Origin of the sequence: Acinetobacter wuhouensis (assembly GCF_001696605.3) — a bacterium.
GTDB lineage: Bacteria > Pseudomonadota > Gammaproteobacteria > Pseudomonadales > Moraxellaceae > Acinetobacter > Acinetobacter wuhouensis.
In genome coordinates this window covers 1,777,327-1,795,511 of the sequence record NZ_CP031716.1, presented here as the reverse complement: position 1 = coordinate 1,795,511, position 18,185 = coordinate 1,777,327, and the positions used below count along the sequence as shown (strand labels likewise).

General features: G+C 38.2%; 16 protein-coding genes. 9 read left to right on the top strand and 7 right to left on the bottom strand.

The genetic code is table 11. The annotated features are described in order from the left end of the window. The first annotated feature begins 133 nt into the window (after window positions 1–133). Window positions 134–1,276 (top strand): alpha-hydroxy acid oxidase, encoded by a 1,143-nt coding sequence (locus tag BEN71_RS09110; protein WP_068974599.1) that lies wholly within the window; start codon window positions 134–136, stop codon window positions 1,274–1,276. Between the two features lie 302 nt (window positions 1,277–1,578). Then, a complete protein-coding gene (locus BEN71_RS09105) occupies window positions 1,579–3,453 on the top strand; it encodes an ABC transporter ATP-binding protein (RefSeq protein WP_165382297.1) in 1,875 nt (624 codons plus the stop codon). Window positions 3,454–3,540: 87 nt separating this feature from the next. On the opposite strand, the gene BEN71_RS09100 is transcribed toward BEN71_RS09105, so the two are convergent. Then, a complete protein-coding gene (locus BEN71_RS09100) occupies window positions 3,541–4,026 on the bottom strand; it encodes a MarR family winged helix-turn-helix transcriptional regulator (RefSeq protein ID WP_068974597.1) in 486 nt (161 codons plus the stop codon). A 655-nt stretch (window positions 4,027–4,681) separates the two neighbouring features. Here BEN71_RS09100 and BEN71_RS09095 point away from each other — a divergent pair. Continuing rightward, complete coding sequence (locus tag BEN71_RS09095) at window positions 4,682–5,989, top strand: MFS transporter (RefSeq protein WP_068974596.1); 1,308 nt, start codon at window positions 4,682–4,684, stop codon at window positions 5,987–5,989. Window positions 5,990–6,056: 67 nt separating this feature from the next. On the opposite strand, the gene BEN71_RS09090 is transcribed toward BEN71_RS09095, so the two are convergent. From BEN71_RS09090 to BEN71_RS09065, 6 genes are all read right to left on the bottom strand, one after another. Beyond that, window positions 6,057–7,205, bottom strand: a complete 1,149-nt coding sequence (locus BEN71_RS09090) for a phospholipase A (RefSeq protein ID WP_068974595.1) — start codon at window positions 7,203–7,205, stop codon at window positions 6,057–6,059. Window positions 7,206–7,239: 34 nt separating this feature from the next. Further along, on the bottom strand, window positions 7,240–10,179 hold the full coding sequence (locus BEN71_RS09085) for an insulinase family protein (protein ID WP_068974594.1): 2,940 nt from the start codon (window positions 10,177–10,179) through the stop codon (window positions 7,240–7,242). 179 nt (window positions 10,180–10,358) lie between these two features. Further along, on the bottom strand, window positions 10,359–10,580 hold the full coding sequence (locus tag BEN71_RS09080) for a hypothetical protein (protein WP_068974593.1): 222 nt from the start codon (window positions 10,578–10,580) through the stop codon (window positions 10,359–10,361). A gap of 170 nt (window positions 10,581–10,750) precedes the next feature. Continuing rightward, window positions 10,751–11,524: a COG4705 family protein gene (locus tag BEN71_RS09075; protein ID WP_068974592.1), complete on the bottom strand. Its 774-nt coding sequence runs from the start codon at window positions 11,522–11,524 to the stop codon at window positions 10,751–10,753. 152 nt (window positions 11,525–11,676) lie between these two features. Next, entirely contained in the window at window positions 11,677–12,144 is a 468-nt protein-coding gene (locus BEN71_RS09070; RefSeq protein WP_068974591.1) for a nucleotide triphosphate diphosphatase NUDT15, read from the bottom strand. Between the two features lie 26 nt (window positions 12,145–12,170). Further along, a complete protein-coding gene (locus tag BEN71_RS09065; RefSeq protein ID WP_068974590.1) occupies window positions 12,171–12,641 on the bottom strand; it encodes a GNAT family N-acetyltransferase in 471 nt (156 codons plus the stop codon). Window positions 12,642–12,766: 125 nt separating this feature from the next. Here BEN71_RS09065 and BEN71_RS09060 point away from each other — a divergent pair, with 125 nt between their 5' ends. From BEN71_RS09060 to cydB, 6 genes are all read left to right on the top strand, one after another. Continuing rightward, window positions 12,767–13,771 carry an adenosine kinase gene (locus tag BEN71_RS09060; protein ID WP_068974589.1) on the top strand — a complete coding sequence of 335 codons (1,005 nt, stop codon included), beginning with the start codon at window positions 12,767–12,769 and terminating at the stop codon, window positions 13,769–13,771. A gap of 18 nt (window positions 13,772–13,789) precedes the next feature. Beyond that, on the top strand, window positions 13,790–14,101 hold the full coding sequence (locus BEN71_RS09055) for a Rieske (2Fe-2S) protein (RefSeq protein ID WP_165382298.1): 312 nt from the start codon (window positions 13,790–13,792) through the stop codon (window positions 14,099–14,101). A 13-nt stretch (window positions 14,102–14,114) separates the two neighbouring features. Then, window positions 14,115–14,729, top strand: coding sequence for an OB-fold-containig protein (locus BEN71_RS09050; protein ID WP_068974659.1), 615 nt, complete (start codon window positions 14,115–14,117; stop codon window positions 14,727–14,729). Window positions 14,730–15,221: 492 nt separating this feature from the next. Beyond that, window positions 15,222–15,413, top strand: a complete 192-nt coding sequence (gene cydP / locus BEN71_RS09045) for a cytochrome oxidase putative small subunit CydP (protein WP_068974587.1) — start codon at window positions 15,222–15,224, stop codon at window positions 15,411–15,413. Beyond that, window positions 15,413–17,011 (top strand): cytochrome ubiquinol oxidase subunit I, encoded by a 1,599-nt coding sequence (locus BEN71_RS09040; protein ID WP_068974586.1) that lies wholly within the window; start codon window positions 15,413–15,415, stop codon window positions 17,009–17,011. Before cydP ends, BEN71_RS09040 begins: the two co-directional genes overlap by 1 nt. Continuing rightward, entirely contained in the window at window positions 17,008–18,153 is a 1,146-nt protein-coding gene (gene cydB, locus BEN71_RS09035; RefSeq protein WP_068974585.1) for a cytochrome d ubiquinol oxidase subunit II, read from the top strand. Before BEN71_RS09040 ends, cydB begins: the two co-directional genes overlap by 4 nt. The last annotated feature ends 32 nt before the right edge of the window (window positions 18,154–18,185 follow it).

The following is an 18,185-nucleotide window of genomic DNA, read 5'->3' as shown; positions in this document are numbered from 1 at the left end:
TCAATTATTTTTTATTCAACATCGCCGTATTCGTCCTAAAATGATTTAGCAACTCAAGCGATTGAGCAACTTCAACGCTGACTTGGCTTAACAATATTCAACCCAAACACACTTACACCAATAAGGAATCGTTATGGATAAATTACAAAAAATCACCTGCGTTGCAGACATGCAGGAAATTTATCACCGACGCGTTCCTAAAATGTTTGTAGATTATTGTGATTCAGGTTCTTGGACTGAGCAAACTTGGCGACAAAATTCGGAAGACTTTAAAAAATATTTATTCCGCCAGAAAGTTTTGGTCGATATGGATAACCGCTCTGTTGCAACAAAGATGCTAGACCAACAGGTGGCAATGCCTGTTGCACTTGCACCGACTGGCTTGATCGGTATGCAACATGCGGATGGTGAGATCCTAGCTGCAAAAGCTGCTGAAAAGTTCGGTATTCCTTACATCATGTCAACCATGAGCATCTGCTCAATCGAGGATGTTGCAGCAGCGACAACCAAACCATTTTGGTTTCAACTCTACATGATGAAAGATCGTGAGTTTATGAAACAACTGATTCAGCGTGCAAAACAAGCAAAATGTTCTGCGCTTGTATTGACCGCAGATTTACAGATCATGGGGCAACGTCATAAAGATATTAAAAATGGATTATCTGCACCACCTAAATTAACTCTTGGCAATCTCATTAACATGTGCACTAAACCCACTTGGTGTTTAGGCATGCTTAGTACAAAACGACACAGTTTTGGCAATATCGTGGGGCATGTTGAAGGCATCAGCAATACAGGTTCATTGTCCGCATGGACAACCGAACAGTTTGACATGCAACTCAGTTGGAAAGATGTGGAATGGGTTAAACAACAATGGGGCGGCAAACTGATTATCAAAGGTATCATGGAAGTTGACGATGCAATTTCTGCTGTACACGCAGGTGCAGATGCAATTGTGGTGTCCAATCATGGTGGTCGTCAATTAGACAGCGCTCCTTCAACCATTTCCGTTTTAGAAGAAATTGTCCTCGCTGTCGGTGAGCAAACTGAAGTTTATATCGACAGTGGTATTCGCACTGGACAAGATGTTTTAAAAGCCATTGCTTTAGGTGCCAAAGGTTGCCTGATTGGTCGTGCTTTTATATATGGTTTGGGTGCACATGGTGAGCAAGGTGTTTTTCGCGTTCTGGAAATTTTAAAGAAAGAACTTGACCTCAGTATGGCCTTTTGTGGCAAGGTCAATATTCAAGATGTTGACAAAAGCATTTTAAGATAATGACTGACAATAAAGCTTGTATTAAAAATTGAAAGGCAAAAATGGGTTGCTTAAACTAAATTCAATTAAGCAACCTATAAAATAAAATTTTAAAAATCAAAATACTATATACACAAAAACATTAAATCGTTTTTTTTCGATATAAATAACTGGTGTAATTTTAGCTAAATCTATACAATGTATCATGCTCACCGACACATCTATTTAGACTGATTCAGTACGCTTCATACTTTCAGTGCTAGTGAATTTTATTTATCTCTTTTAAATCCAAATCAATCTAAAAAAGTTACGAGGATTCCATGTTGCTACAGTGGTTTGAAAAACGCGTCGATCCCTATCCATCGAAAGGTTTAAATGAACCATTACCAACTAAATTCTTCCCTTTTGTCTGGCAAGCTGCGACTGGGGTCAAACGTTATTTACTAATTTTAATCTTATTTACAGCAGCTACTGCAAGTTTTGAGGCTCTATTTTTCTCACAAATTGGTCATTTAGTGGATTGGCTAACCCAATCAAAACCAGAGAATTTCCTCCAAAACCATCGTGAAAATTTAATCATACTCACCAGTATATTATTCGCCAATATTTTCTTTGCGAGTATGCAATCAATCGTTCGTCATCAGATTTTATACAGTAGTTTCCCAATGCGTCTGCGTTGGAGATTCCACAACTTATTGCTTAGACAAGGCTTAGACTTCTTCCATAATGATTTTGCAGGACGTTTGTCTGCCAAAGTGATGCAAACAGCACTTGCTGTACGTGAGTTTTGGGTAATACTCGGTGATATTGTTACTTACGTAATCATTTACTTTATTACAATCAGCGTCGTACTTGGTGCGGTATCCCCTATTCTTCTCATCCCACTGTTACTCTGGTTTGCACTTTTTATTCTCGCTGCGTGGTACTTTATTCCTAAACTAGGGAAAATCTCGAAGGAGCAAGCAGATGCACGCGCAGTAATGACTGGACGTGTAACCGACGCCTATACCAACATTCAAACTGTAAAGTTGTTCGCACATGCAGGTCGTGAAAGCCAGTATGCCAAAGAGTCTATGCAAGATTTTATGCGCACGGTGTTCAAGCAGATGCGCTTAGGCACATCTTATGAAATTTGCATTAACCTACTTACTATCGTGCTTTTTGTAGGCGTTTTAGGTACAGCAGTTTATCTATGGCTACAAGGTCAAGCGGCAATTGGTGTGATTGCAGCAACCACGGCAATGATTTTAAAACTCAACAGTATGGCTGAGTTTATGATGTGGCAAACATCTCAATTATTTGAAAATGTCGGCACAATTCAAGATGGTATGCAAACACTTGGTCGTCCGATTAATATTCAAGACAAAGAAGATGCTAAACCACTGGTAGTTTCTCAAGGAAACATTCAATTTGATAATGTGACTTTTGCCTATAACAGCAAAAATGTGATTGATCATTTTAATTTAAACATTAAAGCGGGTGAAAAAATCGGGATTGTCGGGCGCTCAGGTGCAGGTAAATCAACGCTCATTCAATTGCTATTGCATTTCTACACCATCAATTCTGGAAAAATCAGCATTGATCAGCAGAATATTGAAAATGTCACGCAAGACAGTTTAAGAAAAAGTATAGCCCTCGTGACTCAAGATACGTCTTTACTGCATCGTACTGTGGCTGAAAACATTAAATACGGTCGTCCAGATGCCACTGATGAAGAAATGTTAGAAGCTGTACGCAAAGCCAAAGCAGATGAGTTTATTCCTCAACTGTCTGACTTACGTGGTCGCACTGGCTTTGATGCTTATGTGGGCGAACGTGGTGTTAAACTCTCAGGTGGTCAACGTCAACGTATTGCCATTGCCCGTGTATTTTTAAAAGATGCACCAATTTTAATTTTAGATGAAGCAACCAGTGCGCTCGATTCTGAAGTTGAAGCAGCGATTCAATCGAGCTTAGATGAGTTAATGGAAAACAAAACCGTCATTGCGATTGCACATCGACTTTCAACCATTGCGCAAATGGATCGTCTTATTGTGTTAGATCAAGGGCATATTGCTGAACAAGGTACACATGAGGAATTGATCGCACAGAATGGTATTTATGCACAATTATGGCAACGACAAACGGGGGGCTTTTTGGTTGAACCTGAACTTAAAAAAGCTGAATCTGATGAGGAAGATGAAGCACCCATAAAATAACAATCTGAATAACCAACAAAAAGCCATGCTCTATTTCGCATGGCTTTTTTATTGAGTGAAAATATATTAGATAAGAGCTTATAAAATCTATTTTTTATTCGCTTCTAACTTTACGGCTTGCATACCTTTATTTAACTTATTTAAGAAATGCACAAAAGTTACTTTATCATCAAAAGCAAAACCATCCATTGCTTGACGGTAGTACTCATATATTTTTAGCTCAAGTTGATCCCAGAAGATCCGTCCCTCTTCTGTCATCATCACTTTCTTGGCACGGCGATCTACCTGATCTGCAAATCTGACGACATGCTGGTCACGTTCTAAACGCTTTAACACACCATCTAAGTTTTGACGACTCACACCTAAATATTCAGTTAAGTCAGAAAACGACATTCCCTCACGAACTTGCTCTCTAGACAAAGCGCCCAATACCGCCCAATGCACAGGAGAAACACCAAGTTCTTTACTACTCATACGGTCAAGCGTATTACCCAATTGAAATAATCTAAAGGTTAAACGGTTATTGATGGCATATAAATTAGCATCATGCGTGCTAATCTGTTCATTTGACATTACACAAGATCCAAACTGTCTTTATCATTTATTGTTATTAGAGAAAAATATCCTTATAAGCAATTTCTCTAAAACATATCCAAAAGCTTAATGTTTTTAACATATTTATAGACTGAAAAACACCTTTACCCTGCTTTAAACACAAATTTCTATCAATTCAGATGTTTATGACACCCACAATCCAGTATGAAAATCAGCCATATAAGTATTCCAATATATTTAAAAAGCACAATAAAAAATCTCTTCATTCGATATTTAAGCGAAAAGCATGAAACTAAAACAACCATATTAACGACAATATATTGACATTAAATTAAAAACTATTACTCACCCAAGCTAAATTTAGCTTTTAAATATTTTTAAAATCTATAATAGTAATCAAATGTAAATTTCATACCTTAGTCGAATTGTTTAATTTTTAATTCATTTTTAAAAACACAAATTTATGATATTTATAGCTTTTATACTTATATATTTAAAATATATATCAACATATTGACATTATTTTATTTTTTTATATATTCGTAGAGTACATTTTACACGCAATCCACGATGACAAAAATATCGAATGACATGAAGTTATTCTCTAAAAAGTGTCAATAGCGTTATAAATTTATACCAATGGTTTGACATAATTAATAAGTATGGAGTACTTATGCAGTACATTGATGTACAGAAAACGGTTGATGAAGCCAAGCTCAATAAATTTCATCTCAAAGTTTTATTTTGGTGTTTTTTAATTATCGTCATTGATGGTTATGACATTGCTGTGGCTGGGGCTGCGATTCCTTCCATCATGGAACAAATGAACGTTACTGCATCTACTGCAGGCTTTATGGCAAGCTCTGCGCTGTTTGGTATGATGTTTGGTGCGATTTTCTTTGGCGGATTATCGGAAAAAATTGGTCGTCGTTGGACGATTTCAATCTGTGTATTCTTATTCAGTGTTTTCACTGCTGCAGCAGGTTTGTGCAAAGATCCAGTCAGCTTTAGCGTATTGCGCTTTATTGCAGGTCTAGGGATCGGTGGCGTGATGCCCAATATTGTCGCACACATGACAGAATATGCGCCGAAGAAAATTCGTAGCTTAATGACCACCATGATGTTCTCTGGCTATGCAGTTGGCGGTATTTTAGCGGCAGCTTTGGGTAAGCAATTTATTGTCGAATATGGCTGGCAAATTGTATTTTTTGCCGCGGGTGTTCCAGTCTTTATTATTCCTTTCATTTTAAAATTTCTTCCTGAATCTATGACCTATTTAGAGAAGAAAAAAGATATGGCTCAACTCAATGAGATTATTCAAAAAATTGAGCCGAGTTTAGTCATCAACAATTCTACGACGCTTAAATTCCCAGAGGCAGTGAAAGTTGAATCTGTTCCAGTTGCGCAACTATTTAGTGATGGTCGTTTACTGAGTTCCGTGATGTTTTGGGTGGCATTCTTCACTGGTTTATTCATGATTTATTCGCTCAGTACATGGCTCACTAAACTCATGGCTTTATCTGGTTATAGCTTAGGTTCTGCACTGAGCTTCGTCATCGCACTGAATGTTGGCGCTGTGATAGGTTGTGCGGTTGGTGGTTGGTTGGCGGATCGCTTCCATATCAAATGGGTATTGGTCACAATGTACTTCTTAGGTGGCGTGTTCTTATACATGATGACCTTTGATAACTCTCAAACTGCTCTGTACTTTATTATTGCGGCTGTGGGTGCATGTTCTACTGGTGCTCAAATTGTCGCTTATGCCTATTGTGGACAATTCTATCCAAGCAATATTCGTTCGACTGGTATTGGTATGGCGGGTGGTATTGGTCGCTTAGGTGCAATCATGGCACCACTCATCATCGGCTATATCGTTGCGCTTAATTTACCTTTAGAACAAAACTTTATGGTCATTGCTGCGGCGGGAATCTTGGGTGCAGTAGGTTTAGCATTTATTAATCACGATAAAGCGGCTGCTTAGTTTAAAATTATTTAGAATCAATAAAAAAGCTCCTTTCTAAGGAGCTTTTTATTGTCGGTAAAATCAATTAATACCAATTCATTAACGATACACCGAGTCCCACATAGGTCGCACGGTGATTGTAATCAATCAAGCTTTCACCATAACCATCAAACAATTGGAAATGACCACGTAAGTTGCCTTTAATTGGAAATGCCCAATCAAACTGAGCCGCACCATGAGAATCGTCACCGCCTTTTAAAGAATGGCGCAGCATTAAAGAAAACTCATTTTCTTTCCAACGATAAAATGCAGTTAAATCACCACGACCGATATAATTCTTAATATCAGGGTTATTATCGTCTTTAAAATCTTCTTCGATGCGATACCAAGGACGTAGCATCAAAGCAAAATTATCTTTTTCAAAACCCAGATTAAAAATCACACGGTTCCAACTACGTGATAATGGATCTGAACGACCATTGGATTGGTGATTCAAAGTCACACCAAATAAGCGACCATTTAAACCCAATACATTATAATTGGTATGGAACATTAAACTGGCTTCAGGCTCATAGTTGGTTTCACGAAATGGTCTTGATTCCTCACTATTGTATACCTGCCAACGAGAAGACTGTGTATAGCCTAACCATACATCACCATTACTTCCAAACAGATTCTCAGCAGCCTTAGTTTTCAAAGATATTTGGAATTTTGCTTCCATCGACTTTAAATTTTGCTGTTCTGTCTCTGTATTGTCTGGATTTGGACTATGTGGTAATTCATTCTTTTCACTCGTCCAAAATGCAGGAAGCAAATAAACAGGTTGATGTGCACGAATATTCCATGTACCCAATTTACTGTCTTGCGCCAACTCCCAACGTCGATCCAATAAAGAACTATTTGGATTAATTTTATCACCGTGTACTGCGAAAAGAATTTCTGCTTTTTGGCTAATTTTTTCTTTTAATGTCGTCGGTTCAACTTTGGCGACTTCTATATCTTGTGCTGCACGTTGTTCTGATACAAGTACAGGTGTAGGTGCCGTCGTTGTTTTAAATAGCTTGTCATAACATGCTAAACGATCCGAACTCGACTCTAGAGCAACACATGCTTGCGTACTTGCAGGTGCAACTTGATTGCTATCTTCAGCTTGAGCTGTACCCACTAAACCAAAACTGAGCATCATCGAGATGCTCAGATTTAATGGTGTACGTTCAAAATTTTTGAACGTCATAAATTTCTCCGAAACGAAATTATTGAGAATTGACTTAATTCACTTTTTTTATTTCAAACCCTAATTGTTCCAAAGTTTCTTTTTTCGCTACTGGAGCAACCACAGCTCTTACAGGTTTCTGTTCAAGCAAATAGGTTTGTGTCACACGTTTAAGGTCATCTAGTGTAACGCTAAGTAAGCGCTCACGTAATTGCTTTCTAAATGCTGGTGTACGTCCATGAAGCAATGAATAACAAGCCGTAATCGCCTCACCCGCTGGAGAACCTGGTTTATCCATACTTGAAACCAAACCTAAAATTGCTTCTTCAAGTTGATAAGCTTGTTGTTCTTTATTCAACAACCAATCCAGACTGGCTTCAAAGTCAGCGAAAGTTTCAGCTAAACGCGGATCACGATAGCTATAGAAACGGAATGAACATGCATTACCATCGTAGCTTGCACCACCACCGTATGCACCACCTTTTTCACGAATCGCACTATGTAAGAAACCATTACGCAAATAGCCTGCCAACACCATCAACGGTGCAGCATCAGGATGTGCAACATCCACCGCTTGGTAAGCAGATGCACAGAATTGTACATTGGCTTGGATCAACCATGCTTGATCTAGGTTACCGCTCTCAGGTTCAACTTCTGTTAAATAAACAGGTGATTGATCAACGTCTAATTTATCCCAAACGTTTTGCACTTCTTCGACTAAACGCTCTGAATGATGTTCTTCACAGACCAATAAGAATTGTTTCGGTGCAAGCATCAAGCCACGATGAATCGCTTTTAATTCATCAATCAAAGCATCATAAGCAGCTTCATCTTTCTCGATTTTGCTGACTAAATCACCTAACCAATTTAAAGCACCTAAACCAGTATTGTCATAATCGCGCTTCGCCAATGCACTCATATTACGAGAAGCAATTTGCATTGCATAGCTATGACCAGAACCCGATAAACGTGAAGCCCAACGCGTTTTACGTTGTTGCAATAATTCAATAATACGGTCTTTTTCATCAAAACGAAGTTTTTCAAAAGCCAATTTAAGCAATTGAATCGCATCGAATTTATTAGTCAGTGATTTAGTGGTTAAAGTTAACCATGCACTGATTTGACCTTTATCATCGGTTTTAGAGCGCAGTGATGCACCCATGCCCAAGCCACCACTCACTGCAGTTTGCAGTTGTTGGAATGCTAAATAGTCGTATTCACCTGCACCCACTTCGCCCATCAAAATTGATAATAAATTGAAGTATGGAGATTGAACAATTTGCTGTGGAATTTGAATCAAAACTTGTTGATAGTAAATTCCATTGGTTCCTGCATGATATAAGTTCAATGGCATATCAATACCATTGGAAATCACTTCACGCAGTTGCCCTTGCACAATTGCAAGTTCAGCAGGAATATCTTCCAAGCCTACTTTAGGCAACAAATTCAAATCATCTGGGGTTTCTTGACGAATTTTTAAGGCTTCAGTTTGTGCATTAATCTCAGCTTTATCTGCTTCAGTTAAAGTTGCACCAATCTTCGCCAAACGTGCTTTTTCATCTTCAGCTTCTTTGGCAGACTTGGTCGCATCTGGTACCAATGTCATTTGTACACGATGTGGATTATCCAATAAATGCGTTTGAATCAAATTCGACAACCACATTGGATCTCTGAGTTCTTCTTTGACATTGGCAATCGCTGTGTCCACATCCCAAGTTTCAATTGGATCATTGTGATGAATTGCACTGCCTAAACCATTCAGAATCAAAGTTAAGCCATAAGGTGTACCATCACCGCCAATCTCGCGTTGATGTAATTCGATTTGATGTAAAATCGCATCCACCATCTCTTGGTCTACAGGTTTAGATGCTACATCTTTGAGAATATTGAGTACGCCATTTTTAAACGTTTCAGCATGTTCAGGATTTGAACCTTGCACACCACAATAGAATGTCATTTCGTAGTTCGAATCATCGACACCCATGATTGGACCTGTAGACTGCGCATAACCACATGTTTCTAAATAATGACGTAATGGTGAAGCTGAGTTTTCCAGCAAAATACCTTCAACCAAACGCATGCCTAAACGTAATTTGACATCACTCGTTTTTGGCAATAACCAAGAAAGAATATGATAAGTTTTATCTTTTAGATCTTCCGCATCGACTGCATAAGTTTCTTCAACTTCGATTGGTGCTGTTAAACGTTGCTCTTCTTTGGAATAAATGGTTTCGCCTTTGCCAAACTTAGACAGTGCTAATTTTTCAAACTGTTCTTGCAATTTATATGCAGGCTCATCACCAAAAGTCATAAAAATTGCATTACTTGGATGATAATGTGATTTATAGAAAGCCACTAACTCATCGTAAGTTAAGTCTGGAATATCTTTAGGGTCACCACCTGAATTGTAGTGATAAGTGGTTTTCGGGAATAAATGATGTGCCAATTGATGATAAAGCTGATCTGAAGGAGAACTCATTGCCCCTTTCATTTCATTGAAAACCACACCTTTATAAACAGGTTCACCATTTTCAAGCTCAATACGAATACCTTCTTGGGCAAAATCCAAAGGATTCAAATTAGCTGCAAAGGCTGCATCCATATAGACTTCAAGTAAGTTTTGGAAATCTTTCTTATTTTGTGTTGCAAATGGATACGCTGTCCAATCTGCCGCAGTAAACGCATTCATAAATGTATTTAATGAACGACGAATCATCAGAAAGAATGGGTCACGTACTGGGAATTTTTCTGAACCACATAGTGCTGTATGTTCAAGAATGTGTGCCTCACCTTTGGAATCCATCGGCTGAGTGCGGAATGCAACTAAAAAGACATTTTCATCATGATCAGTTGCTAAATGGTAGTGCATTGCACCAGTCACTTTATGTTTATATTCAGACACTAAAATGTCTAAAGCATCTACATGGTGTTGACGTACCAGCTGAAACGCAGGATGTACAGTTTGGGCTAAGGTTTCAGTGACATCTACAGTCATGCGATCTCCAAATATTCAATATTTATAACTATCTTCAAGTATAACGCAAACTCAGATAAATGCGATTTATTCCTATCATTAATTCAGATCTAAACAGTTGGATTTAGCGATTGATAATGTAGAACAATTGTTCAAATTTATGTGTTTGAGTCAAATCAAGCTTATCCAAGATCAATCGATTACTTTTCTTGATCAAATTTTGCTGTATGTTCACGAATACATGCTTTTAACTGTTCGACATCCATGTCTTCGATGGCATCCAAGGCATCATACAAAAACTGTGGATCATCATTCACTTTGCCTCCTAGTCGCAGCTCAATCCGAGCTTGAATACCATATTCAGCAACTTCAAATAATTCATCTTCACTCAAACGCGCTAAAATTTCATCCTGATTTGTCATGTGTAGATTCTTTTATTTATGAAAAGTTCATCTTTAGCATGCTCATGGCAATGATAAAACTCAATTTTGTAACTTGAATAACTGCTCAACAAAAATTTGGCAATAAAAAAAGTGATGGTCAAAATTAGTGACCATCACTATCAAACGAGGTTCTTACAGCATGTTAAAATTTAACTCATCTTACTTTCTAAACGTTTTTGCCCATTCATTCGATTGGCAATAAAAATACAGAGCAAAATCGCGACCATCAAAACGGCTGAAGCAGCAAATCGACTCAATGCTAAACCACCATGATCAATCGGTTTGTCCAAGAAATCGCCCACCACCGCACCCAAAGGTCGTGTCAATACAAAAGCCGTCCAAAACAGTATTACTCTTGATGTTTTAGTAAATAAATACAGTCCAATTACGATCAACAACAGCACCACATACAGCATTATTCCACCCGTATAGCCCAACCCTGCTGTATCCGATGACCAATCTCCCAATGCTGTACCGAGTGTTTGTGAGAATGTAATGGTGATCCAATAAAAGAGCTCTGCACGAGGTTGCTGTATATGTGGAGAAATAGAACCCTCAACTTTATACCAACTATAAAGCGATAAGAGTACAAGACTCAGTAATAAAGTACTGCCTCCTAGATAACCTATGCCCAAAGAACGATCTACAAAATCAGCCAGTGTTGTCCCCACTGTGGTACTGGCAATAATCGTGAACCAATACAAATACGAATGATAGCTTTTGGCACGAATCTGAAAAAAGACAAAAGCAATAAATACAAAGGCAAAAATAAAAGTACTGAGTAGGTAGCCCAAATTCAGTGACATTGATACAGCATCACCTGCTGTTTCGCCAAATGTCGTGGCAAATATTTTAGTGATCCAAAACAACAAAGTTACTTGAGGTACTTTAGACATCAATTCATTTAAATCATTTTGCTTCATCAGTTAAATCAGCATTCATTTCAATGATGATATATTCGCGAGCCAGACTTAAAGTAAAATTAAAACGTGACCACATTCACAAATAATTCACATATATTTTAGGAATAGAATGCGAATGAAATCTCGTCAAAATAAGAACTACTTAGGCTATTTTACAAGGTAATTGGATAAACTGAAAAATTAGAATTTATATTTTGCTTCTTCCAAAACTGAAGCATGACTTCCGTTTCAGCAAATAAATTCACTGGCAGCTCATCTAAACCAAACCACTTCCAAGATTCAAAAATATGCGGTTCTGTGACTTTTAAATGCTTTTTAATATCAGCCGAAGTGAATTGAACAAACAGCCCCGTTGTCATATTCACTCGAGGGTTCTTATGATTTAACATCACAACAAATGGCTTTAACTGTGACGGATCGATCTTTAAATTGGTTTCTTCAAATAACTCTCTTGAAGCTGATTCCTCTAAACTTTCATGTGCTTCAATTTTCCCACCTGCGAAACACCATGATGGCGTTTCACCTGTTTTAATACGATGACCGAGTAGCACGCGATTTTCACAATCAATCACCATCACACCTACGCCCACAATTGGCGTAGATATTTTCAATTCAGACATCCAAGAAAATCCTCTGCGTTACGACACTAAACCAAGTATTTAAAATAGTTATAACTTGGGTGATGCTCTACAAAGACGTAATTCTGTTTGGTATAAAACTGAACAGCGTGATTAATGTCTGTATGTAGACACAAAGCTGAAAATTGTGGCTTGGCTCTTTTCTCTAACTCTTGTAATAGACGCTTTGCCACTCCTTCACGGCGATATTCAGGTAAAACATAAAAACGACGTACACGTCCAATCTTACGTTGCGTACTTGGGTTTTGATTGGTTTCAGCATCTTCACTAAATTGAATATTTAAACCGCCACAACCGACTAATTTATTGTCGACATAGGCAGTTAATAGAAATTCACCCTTGCGATCAAAACGATTCGTGCCTTGTTCATATTCATCAACTAAGCGTTGAATCATTTCAAAACCTTCTTTTTTTGAGGCAATCACTAAATCTTGAATATTCTCAGGTAACTGTTCTGCTTGTTGAATTAAAATTTCCATAATACCTAATCTATTTTCCCCAAAATTGTTCTACAACAAATGTAATTGAATTTTTTTCAACAAACTACTGTAAAGCAGAGCATTCGTGTAAACTTTGTGTTTTTAACATTGATGTGAAGACAAACATGGCGACAGTTGACCTTTTTGCAATTGGTAATGCACTAATTGACCAAGAATTTAAAGTATCAGATGACTTTTTAGCTGAACAAAATTTGCAAAAAGGCACTATGCAACTGACTGATGGTGAAACACAAGTAAAACTTTATAACAACTTACAAGCAAGCCAAAATTATAAAGGCCAGGCTTCTGGTGGTTCGGCTGCCAATACGGCAGTTGCATTTGGTGCACTCGGTGCTTCAGCTTTCTATGCATGTCGTGTAGGTAATGATGAATTAGGTAAAATCTATCTGGACGGTTTAAATGAAGCTGGCATTCAAACCTCTGCAAAATCAATCAGTGATGGTGTAACCGGTACCTGTATGGTTCTTGTCAGTGAAGACTCAGAACGCACCATGCATACCTATCTCGGTATTACAGCTGAGTTGTCTGATATGCAAATGGATTTTGAACCACTTAAAACTGCAAAATGGCTGTATATCGAAGGTTATTTGTCTACAAGTGATTCAGCACGTTTAGCAGTAAAACAAGCACGTCAAATCGCGCGTGAACACAATGTTAAAATCGCATTAACTTTATCTGATCCTGCCATGGTGCAATATGCACGTCAGGGTTTAAATGAATTACTGGATGATGGCGTAGATCTCATCTTCTGTAATGAACAAGAAGCCATGATGTATACAGAAACTGATTCTGTAGAAGCTGCATTGGAAAAATTAAAACAACTGAGCAATGAAGTTGTCATTACCCTGAGTGAAAAAGGTGCTTTAGTTTCTAATCAAAACAACCATTTCCACGTTCAAGGTCGCAAAGTCGCTGCTGTCGATGCCAACGGTGCGGGCGATGCTTTTGCAGGTGCTTTCTTGTATGCCTTGAATAATGGTGAAAATTTACAAACTGCTGCCCAACTTGCTATTCTTATTTCAAGTGAAGTCGTTTCTCAATTTGGTCCTCGTTTAGATGTCGCCGATTATGCCAATCTACTCGAAACTTTCAAAAAGGAATGTGCATAAATGTCTGAAAAAATTGCAATGACAGAAGAAATCGAAGAACGTAAAGCACGTGCCTTCGATACCATGACAGGTGATACGATTTTCATCACTCAACGTGATGGTGCATTCTATGCCTATCAAAATGTCTGCCCGCACTTGCAAACTGAACTTGAGTTTTTGGAAAATCAGTTTCTAGATCAAGATGGCGAATATATTCAATGCTCAACACACGGCGCATTGTTTGATGTTGAAACGGGTGAATGCATTTCTGGGCCATGCTTAGGCGACAAACTCGAAAAAGTAAACATTACCGTTCATTCTGATGGTGGTATTTACATCGAAGGCGAATAATATGCAAACTGCCATGCTGAATTTTTTCTTGGAAGCTGATTTGATGCCATTTCATTTCAGTGTACTGGCATTGATTTTGCTCAGCATGGCAGAAACTTTTGGCAACTACATTGGTTTACGACCAAGCTCATTTTTAAAACGAATCTCCCCAGAATGGTTGATCAACTCCCATCTATTACAAGTAAAATTTTCCAAAGTCCTCATCTTTGTTTTTCTATTGCTTAATTTTAGTTTTGCAGGTTATTTTTTACAGCTGACTATCTTTGCGAGCAAACAAATGTTTGCCCCCTGGTACTATGTCGTCCTCCCCGCTTTTATTATTGGCATCTTTTTTACTGTGTTTATGATCCATTGTTTGGATCAAGTCATCAAACCCAAAATCACTGAAAATAAAGTTAATTTACTTGGACGTTTAGCAACCGTTTCTAGTGGTAACGCACGCCCTGGATTTTCTGCTCAAGCGCGTGTCCGTGATGAGTTTGGACAATTACACTATGTTCAGGTTGAACCTGAGTTTGGCGAACTAGAATTCCAATCTCAAATTATTTTAATTCGATTTCGAAAATCACACTATATCGCAAAAAAAATCTCGATTTGCAATGATTTATTTAGTGCTGATCAATTCTAAACCTGTTTATCTTGCATCACAGCAAGTTCTTAAATTTTAAAAATATCATAGGCTTATTTTGCTTAGGCTATTTATAATCAATCAACTTTTAAAAGTTTCTTATCTGCATTTCTCATCAATAAACCACAGCAATTATAAATTTAACTTCTATTATATTTAGTATGAATAAAGCCTATATTAAACCAACTATTTAACTTGGTTTATTTTGCAAAACAAATCACACTTAACAACTTAAAAATTAATTCAAACCAATTTAGTTGGTTTAAAAAAACTAAACAATACTATTTTAGTTGGTTTTATTTTTATTAATTCTAACTATTTTAATCAACTTTATAATGATAAATTTTTAGTATATTTTTTAACAAACAACCAATGTAAATAATTGTTTTTAAAATACTTAATAATATATTTTTATTTTAATTGTTTTATCTATTTATTTTTTGTTGTGATTTGTTTAATAATATAGAAGTAATTAAATAATAGGCTTAAATCATGAGCTTAAAATCCCTCGATTTAAATCGTCGTCTTGTTAGAGAAATAGCAGTCATTTTAATAATTAAGATTGTTCTTTTAATGACAATCAAACACATCTGGTTTGATGCGCCGACGATTCCCAAAGATTTTGATAACCAAGTTGCTGAGCGTATTGCCGGCAGTCCTTCCCAAATCAAGGAGACACGTTGATGATTTCTGAAAGCGTGGTCGATCTTTCGCGGTTCCAATTTGCAATGACCGCGATGTATCACTTTATATTTGTACCTCTTACTCTCGGTATGGCTTTTCTTCTTGCCATTATGGAAACCACTTATGTGATTTCTGGTAAAGAAATTTATAAAGACATGACCAAGTTCTGGGGCAAGTTGTTTGGTATTAACTTTGCCTTAGGTGTAACCACTGGTTTAACCATGGAATTCCAGTTTGGTACAAACTGGGCGTACTACTCTCACTATGTTGGTGATATTTTCGGTGCGCCACTTGCCATTGAAGGATTAATGGCTTTCTTCCTTGAATCTACTTTTATTGGTTTATTCTTCTTTGGCTGGGATCGCCTTTCTAAAGTTCAACACTTAGGTGTCACTTGGCTCGTAGCACTTGGCTCGAACATGTCCGCTTTGTGGATTTTGGTTGCCAATGGTTGGATGCAAAACCCTGTCGGTGCTGAGTTCAACTATGAAACGATGCGTATGGAGTTGGTTGACTTCGGTGCCTTGATTTTCAACCCAGTTGCTCAGGTTAAATTCGTACACACTGTTTCTGCAGGTTATGTCACTGGTGCAATCTTCGTATTGGCTATTTCTAGTTACTACATGCTGAAAAAACGTGACTTACCATTTGCACGTCGTTCATTCGCAATTGCTGCAATCTTCGGTTTAGCCTCTACATTATCTGTAATCTTGCTTGGTGATGAATCAGGTTATGAACTTGGTGATGTGCAAAAAACTAAATTGGCTGCAATCGAATCAGAGTGGGAAACTCACCCTGCGCCTGCGCCATTCACAGTATTTGGTATTCCAAACCAAGAAGAACAGCGTACTGATTATGCAATCAAAATCCCGTATGCAATGGGTCTGATTGCAACACGTTCAACAGATAAAGAAGTGACTGGTCTTAAAGATTTGATGGTTCAACATGAAATCCGTATCCGTAATGGTATGGTGGCTTATAGTGAACTTGAAAAATTACGTGCTGGTGATCGCTCTCCTGAACTTATGTCTTCTTTCAAAGAAAACCAAAAAGATTTAGGTTATGGCTTACTTCTTAAAAAATATACTGAAAATGTCACTGATGCGTCTGAAGAACACATCAAAGCAGCAACTAAAGACACGATTCCTCATGTAGCGAGTCTATTCTGGTCATTCCGTGCGATGGTTGCTTCTGGCTTCTTGATGTTACTTCTCTTCATCCTTGCAACTTATGCAGTAGCTAAACGTAATGCAGAATCAAAACCTTGGTTATTGAAGTTTGCACTATTCGCTTTACCGCTTCCGTGGATTGCTGCGCAAACAGGTTGGTATGTGGCTGAAGGTGGTCGTCAACCTTGGACGATCGGTGAAGTATTACCAACTCACCTATCTGCTTCTAGCTTAAGCACTGGTGATGTATGGGGTTCTATCATTGCATTGGCGGCGTTCTATACAGTGTTGTTAATTATCGAAATGTACTTAATGATCAAATTCTCACGTCTTGGTCCAAGTTCTTTACATACTGGTAAATATCACTTCGAGAAACTTGAAGCAGCTCAAAATGCACAAAATTCTCAAGTTGAAGGAGCTCAATCATGATCGAATATGAACTGCTCAAAATTATCTGGTGGGTTCTCGTTGGTGTCTTATTGATCGGCTTTGCCCTCACAGATGGCTTCGATATGGGCTCTATGGCGATCATGCCATTTGTAGGTAAAACAGATGACGAACGTCGTGCGGCAATCAATACGATTGCCCCACACTGGGACGGCAACCAAGTTTGGTTCATTACAGCAGGTGGTGCGTTATTTGCTGCTTGGCCAATGGTGTATGCAACAGCATTCTCAGGGATGTACTGGGCGCTGTTACTGGTCTTGTTTGCCCTGTTCCTCAGACCTGTAGGCTTTGACTACCGTTCTAAACTTGAGAATACCAAATGGCGTAATTCTTGGGATTGGGGTCTATGTGTAGGTGGTGCTGTTCCTGCACTGGTATTTGGTGTTGCATTCGGTAATATGTTCCTTGGCGTACCATTTACTTTAGATGAGACTGTACGTTCACATTACACTGGTAGCTTCTTTGCCCTATTGAATCCATTTGCTTTAGTCTGCGGTATCGTAAGCTTGTCTATGCTTTGCGCACACGGCGGTGCATGGTTAATGTTACGTACTGATGGTGACTTGCGTGCTCGCTCTGCAAAAGCTACACAAATCATGGGTATCGTATTCCTTGTATGCTTCCTCGGTGCTGGTGCATGGTTATACTTCGGCGGTATTGAAGGTTATACATTGGTACAACCGTTTGATACCAATGCTGCTGCGAATCCATTGGCAAAAGAAGTGTTAACTACGGGTAACCATGGTTGGATGAATAACTATTCTGCTTATCCAATTACTATGCTTGCTCCAATTGTTGCTATTCTTGGTGCGTTGATCGTGATTGCTGGTGCAGGTAAAGCAAAAGCTGGTATTGCATTTACAGGAACTACATTGATGGTGACTGGTGCGATTCTGACTGCAGGTTTTGCACTGTTCCCATTCCTTATGCCTTCAAGCCTCAACCCTGTTGCGAGCTTGACTATGTGGGATGCTGTATCTAGTCAAAAAACACTTTCTGTAATGACTGTTGCTGCGTGCATCTTCGTTCCACTGATCTTGTGCTACACCACTTGGTGTTACTACAAAATGTGGGGCGTTATCACTAATAAACACGTACAAGACAACTCACACAGCCTATACTAAGGCTGTGTCATAGGAATATTGGAGAATAAGCT